Origin of the sequence: Streptomyces amakusaensis (assembly GCF_039532665.1) — a bacterium.
Taxonomy (GTDB): Bacteria; Actinomycetota; Actinomycetes; order Streptomycetales; family Streptomycetaceae; genus Streptomyces; species Streptomyces amakusaensis.
Genome location: NZ_BAAASB010000098.1, coordinates 1 through 508, shown reverse-complemented (window position 1 = coordinate 508; position 508 = coordinate 1). Strand labels below are relative to the sequence as shown.

The following is a 508-nucleotide window of genomic DNA, read 5'->3' as shown; positions in this document are numbered from 1 at the left end:
AGGACGAAGAGGCGGTCCTGTTCGGCCTCGTCGGCGGTGAGGTTCCAGCGGAGCTTGGTGGCGGTCCATTCGGAGAGGTAGCGGCAGAGGGCGTCGGGGGCCGGGGGGAGCCATTGGGCGGGGTCCTGGTCGGACTTCTGGCGGTTGGAGCGGGCGGTGACGGCGACGAGGGAGGAGGGCTGGCCCTGGTCGTTGGCGTAGGACTCGCGGCGTTGTGGGGTCCAGTCGGAGGCGCCGGAGTCCCAGGCCTCGGCGAGGGGGACCATGTGGTCGATGTCGAGGGAGCCGGCGGAGGTGACGGTCTGGTCGTCGTAGTAGGACCACCAGGAGCCGCCGGTGAGGGCGCAGCGGGCGCCGACCGCGGGGGCGGTGACGGCTTCGGAGATCAGGACCTCGGCGCGGGTGTTGCAGCCGTCGGTGGGGTTGAGGCCGGCGTTCCAGTGGCGGAAGGAGTCGCGGTTGTAGCCGGTGCGGTCCTCGGTGGTGACGGGAAGCCGGCTGACGGCGG

At 72.0% G+C, this 508-nt stretch carries 1 protein-coding gene; it reads right to left on the bottom strand.

The annotated features are described in order from the left end of the window. Positions 1-508: HNH endonuclease family protein (locus ABD371_RS35795; RefSeq protein WP_344486988.1), on the bottom strand; the 508-nt coding region annotated here is incomplete at both ends.